This is a genomic window from Planktotalea sp., from assembly GCF_049680325.1.
Lineage (GTDB): Bacteria > Pseudomonadota > Alphaproteobacteria > Rhodobacterales > Rhodobacteraceae > Planktotalea.
On sequence record NZ_JBAUHO010000349.1, the window covers coordinates 1 to 4,456 of the forward strand.

Annotated in this window: 5 protein-coding genes; 2 read left to right on the forward strand and 3 right to left on the reverse strand. The window is 56.1% G+C overall.

Annotated features, from left to right (window positions below; genetic code table 11):
- The coding region (locus WBC85_RS15385; protein ID WP_424439227.1) for a hypothetical protein at window positions 1-616 on the forward strand (616 nt) is incomplete at its 5' end.
- Between the two features lie 16 nt (window positions 617-632).
- Here WBC85_RS15385 and argF read toward each other — a convergent pair.
- Both argF and WBC85_RS15395 read right to left on the reverse strand, forming a co-directional pair.
- The gene (gene argF / locus WBC85_RS15390; RefSeq protein ID WP_424439230.1) at window positions 633-1,559 is read right to left on the reverse strand and encodes an ornithine carbamoyltransferase; all 927 of its coding nucleotides are present in this window, start codon (window positions 1,557-1,559) and stop codon (window positions 633-635) included.
- 78 nt (window positions 1,560-1,637) lie between these two features.
- Entirely contained in the window at window positions 1,638-2,816 is a 1,179-nt protein-coding gene (locus tag WBC85_RS15395) for an aspartate aminotransferase family protein (protein WP_424439233.1), read from the reverse strand.
- Window positions 2,817-3,077: 261 nt separating this feature from the next.
- Between WBC85_RS15395 and WBC85_RS15400 the strand changes: the two genes are divergently transcribed.
- Window positions 3,078-3,962 (forward strand): DMT family transporter, encoded by an 885-nt coding sequence (locus WBC85_RS15400; RefSeq protein ID WP_424439236.1) that lies wholly within the window; start codon window positions 3,078-3,080, stop codon window positions 3,960-3,962.
- Here WBC85_RS15400 and WBC85_RS15405 read toward each other — a convergent pair.
- A partial coding sequence (locus WBC85_RS15405) for an ABC transporter permease (RefSeq protein ID WP_424439239.1) occupies window positions 3,952-4,456 on the reverse strand: 505 nt, incomplete at its 5' end. The genes WBC85_RS15400 and WBC85_RS15405 overlap by 11 nt on opposite strands.

Below are 4,456 nucleotides of genomic sequence, written 5' to 3' on the forward strand. Positions count from 1 at the left end.
TAAATTGGTGGATAACGACGGGCCGGATTTCACGGGTTTGATGACCGATGGAATTTCCGTCCTGATTGCGACCCCCGCGCAGGGTTTCACCAATAGCTATGACTACGCGCGCGTGTACAATCAGGGATATCTGGACGGCACGACGCCGACTTCGGTCATGGGGGTTTATGGCGTCGTCACAACGCCAAGCGATATGCCAACCAGCGGGCGCGCGACTTACAGCGGCGAAGCTGAAGGGAGCTATTCGGATGGCACAACGAATTATGATCTTGATAACGGCACATCGACGGTCATCGCGAATTTCGCATCTGGTTCTGTGAATGTCACAATGGAAGGGTTTGACGCGGTTTCTCGCGCGTCTGGCGCATCCGCCGATGTTGGCTTTAACGGGGTGAATATTACCGGGATGGGGGCCTCTGGAAACCAGTTCTCTGGTGGGACAATTACCACGGTGCAGGATGGCGCAGTTGTTCAGATTGTCGGAACGCGCACACAGCAAAACGCACTGGGGCGCTTTTTTGGATTGGACAGTTCCAACAACCCCGACGAGGTTGGCGGGATTGGATATCTTGAAGGGACCGGCGGGTCGGTCAGGACGATCTTTCTGGCAGATTGATCGCCCTCTTTTGCCGTTATTTTTCCAAGCACCAGCGCATGACGGCCTTTTGCGCGTGCAGGCGGTTCTCGGCCTCATCAAAGATGACAGAGTTTGGACCGTCCATAACAGCGCTTGTTGCTTCTTCTTCGCGGTGCGCTGGGAGGCAGTGCATGAACAAGGCATCAGGTTTTGCGCAGGCCATTAGCTGTTCGTTCACCTGATAGGGACGAAGCATATTATGGCGGCGTTCTTTGGCAGATTGACTGTCATGCATCGACACCCATGTATCCGCAACGACAAGATCTGCGCCCTCAACAGCCTTATGCGCGTCGCGCTCGATGCTGATGCTTACGCCAGCCTGACGCGCAAGACCGATGAATTCGTCTTCGGGATCAAGCTGCTTTGGGCCGGTAAAGACCATATCGAACCCGAACTGGCCCGCCGCATGCAGGAACGATGCGCAGACGTTATTGCCATCGCCGCACCAGACAACTTTCTTGCCCTTGATCGGACCGCGATGTTCTTCAAATGTCATGACATCCGCCATGATCTGGCAGGGATGTGTGCGATCTGTCAGCCCGTTGATTACGGGCACATCCGCATATTCCGCCATTTCCAGCAGAACGCTTTCATCAAAGGTACGGATCATGATGAGGTCGACGTAACGCGATAGAACGCGCGCTGTATCGGCAATGGTTTCACCGTGGCCAAGCTGCATGTCAGAGCCGGAAAGTACCATCGTTTCGCCGCCCATTTGGCGCACGCCAACGTCAAAAGAAACCCGTGTGCGCGTCGACGGCTTTTCAAAGATCAGCGCGACCATATGGCCTGCGAGCGGCTGCTCTGCATCGAGCGTGGCTTTTGGCAGGCCCTTGCGCGCCTCTTTCATTGCGCGCTCCTGAGTGATGATGTTGCTCAGCGCCAGTGGATCGGTTTTGTGGATGTCGAGAAAATGGTTCATGTAACTGTACTTTTTGTTAGGAAAGATGCGAGGGGCCAGACCCTCGCGCTCCCCGAGGTATTTTCAGACCAAAGAAGATCAGGACGCTTTTTCGACTTGCGTCGCTGCTGCATCGAGGCGTTTTACCGCCTCTGCGATGTCGGCTTCCGAGATATTGAGCGGCGGGAGTAAGCGAAGCGCATTATCTGCCGCCGGCACGGTGATGAGTTCATTTGCGTAAGCCGCATTCAGAACGTCTATGTTGCTTGCCTTACATTTAAGCCCAAGCATCAGGCCAGTGCCGCGCACGGATTCAAAAACGTCCGGATGTGCGGCAACGAGCCCTTCGAGGCTTTGACGCAGCGCGCCTGCGCGGCGTGACACATCGGCAAGGAAACCAGCGTCCGAGACGATATCCAGCACAGCGCAGCCTACGGCGCAGCCAAGCGGGTTGCCGCCATAGGTCGAGCCGTGTGTGCCCGCAGTCATGCCGCCTGCTGCATTTTCTGTGGCGAGCACCGCACCCAAGGGAAAGCCGCCGCCGATGCCTTTGGCAACCATCATGATGTCAGGCTCGATCCCGGCCCATTCGTGCGCGAACAGCTTGCCAGTACGGCCAACGCCGCATTGGACCTCATCCAGGATCAGCAGGATGCCATGTTCATCGCACAGATCGCGAAGGCCCTTGAGGCATTGATCGGGGAGCGGGCGAATGCCGCCTTCGCCCTGAATAGGCTCGATCAGGATCGCAGCCGTTTTATCATTGATCGCAGCGGTAAGTGCCTCGTGATCGTTCCATGGAAGATGGACGAAACCAGGGAGCAAGGGGCCAAATCCTTTGGTCATTTTCTCTGAACCCGCCGCCGCGATACCCGCGGAGGAACGTCCGTGGAAAGATCCCTCGAATGTGATGATATCAGTCCGCTCTGGCGCGCCTTTTTCATACCAGTACTTGCGCGCCATCTTGACCGCCAACTCGCAGCTTTCCGTGCCGGAGTTGGTGAAAAATACAGTATCCGCAAATGTCAGTTCAACCAACATATCGGCCAGCTTTTGCTGCTGTGGAATTTGGTAGAGGTTGGAAACATGCCAGAGCGCATTGGCTTGGCCTGTCAGGGCCTCAACCAGCTTCGGGTGCGCATGACCAAGCGCATTCACCGCAATGCCGGCGCCAAGATCCAGAAAACGTCGCCCGTCTGCTTCGATCAGCCAGCTGCCTTCGCCTTTTACAAAAGTCAGGGGAGCGCGTGAATAGGTCGGCAAAATAGAAGGGATCATAGGATGTCCTCGAAGAATTTAAGCCACGTGAGTGCCTGAGAGGCAGGGCCAAGTCAACAAAAGTGGGTGAGGCATGAAAGGCTGACCGTCATGCACGGCACGGCAAACGCGCTTAAGCGCGGCGCAACTGTCGTCGAAGACGGGTATGTGCAAATTTGACCATGCGTTTTTCATACAGCCGAAACGGCAAAAGGCAAGCACGATTGCAGTGCCGTCAAAACATGACTTGCAGCCGCCGGTTTTTGGCCGCAGGTCTTGGCAATGAAAGATTTGCCAGCCCATAACCCGCGCCTTGCGATGACCTTGATGATTTGCGCGACAGTGTTCATTGCGGCGACTACGTTGCTTGCCAAAGCAATTGGCACAGGCGCGCTGGGTGCGCCGCTTCATCCGTTGCAGATCACGCAGGCCCGGTTCCTGTTTGCCGCGCTGTCCTTGGGTGGGGCCGCATTGGTGCTACGGCCGGAAATTGGCAAAATACACCTGAAACTACACGTACTGCGCACAAGTTGCGGCGCTGCCGGCGTGACGTTGATGTTTGCTTCGGTCGCTTTTATCCCGCTGTCAGATGCAACGGCGATCAGTTTTCTCAACCCTGTTTTTGCGATGGTCTTTGCGATCTTCCTGCTGGGCGAAAAGGTCGGACCAGTGCGCTGGAGTGCAGCAGGTATCGCGATGCTCGGCGCGGTTATCCTGCTACGCCCCGGCTCGGGCGCGATTGCGCCGGGAGCATTGCTTGCGCTCGGGGCGGCGTTGATCCTTGGGCTGGAGGTCATCTTTATCAAACAACTGTCGCGGCGGGAGGCCCCGTTTCAGATTCTGCTTGTCAACAATGCGATCGGATTGCTTATCGCTACGCTTGCGGTGCTTACGGTTTGGCAGTCCCCTACCGTTTCGCAATGGTTCGCATTGGCGGGCATCGGAATATGCATGGCCCTTGCGCAGACCTGTTTTTTGAACTCACTCGCGCGTGCGGATGCGTCTTTTGTGGTGCCGTTCAGCTACGGTACGCTTTTGTTCGCAGCGCTCTATGATGCGCTGATCTTTGATGTGATCCCCGGCGGCATTTCATTGCTGGGTGCAGCGGTCATCATCGCAGGGGCGGCGCTGCTGGCTTGGCGCGAAGCACGGCTGACTACGGCTTGAGGCGGTAGCCCGTGCGAAACATTTGCCACGAAATTGCGGTCACGACCAAGACAGCGATAAAGCAGATCAACATGCCCGACCACGGATCGCTATCTGAAACGCCGATCACACTATAACGCAAACCGTCGATCAAATAGAAAATCGGATTTATCTGGGTCAACTGGCGCAAGACGGGCGGCAGGACTGAAACCGAATAGAATGTCCCTGACAGGAATGCGAGCGGTGTAACGATGAAATTGGTGATCGCTGCCATTTGATCGAATTTATTGGCATAAACGCCCGCGATGATCCCAAGCCCGCCCAAGAAAGCAGAGCCGAGCACGACGAAGACCAAGGCCATTATCGGATGCTGAACACCGATTCCCAGAAACAGCAGCAAACCGAAGCCAATCGCGAGTGCCACAAACACACCGCGTCCGATCCCACCAGATAGATAGCCGATGACCATTTCCAAGGGCGACAGCGGGGGCATCAGCGTGTCCACGATATTGCCC

What these genes read in the sequence shown, in the direction of transcription:
- argF (WP_424439230.1), bottom strand. Translation starts at nt 1,559, where the DNA reads ATGAACCATTTTCTCGACATCCACAAAACCGATCCACTGGCGCTGAGC.
- WBC85_RS15395 (WP_424439233.1), bottom strand. Translation starts at nt 2,816, where the DNA reads ATGATCCCTTCTATTTTGCCGACCTATTCACGCGCTCCCCTGACTTTT.
- WBC85_RS15400 (WP_424439236.1), top strand. Translation starts at nt 3,078, where the DNA reads ATGAAAGATTTGCCAGCCCATAACCCGCGCCTTGCGATGACCTTGATG.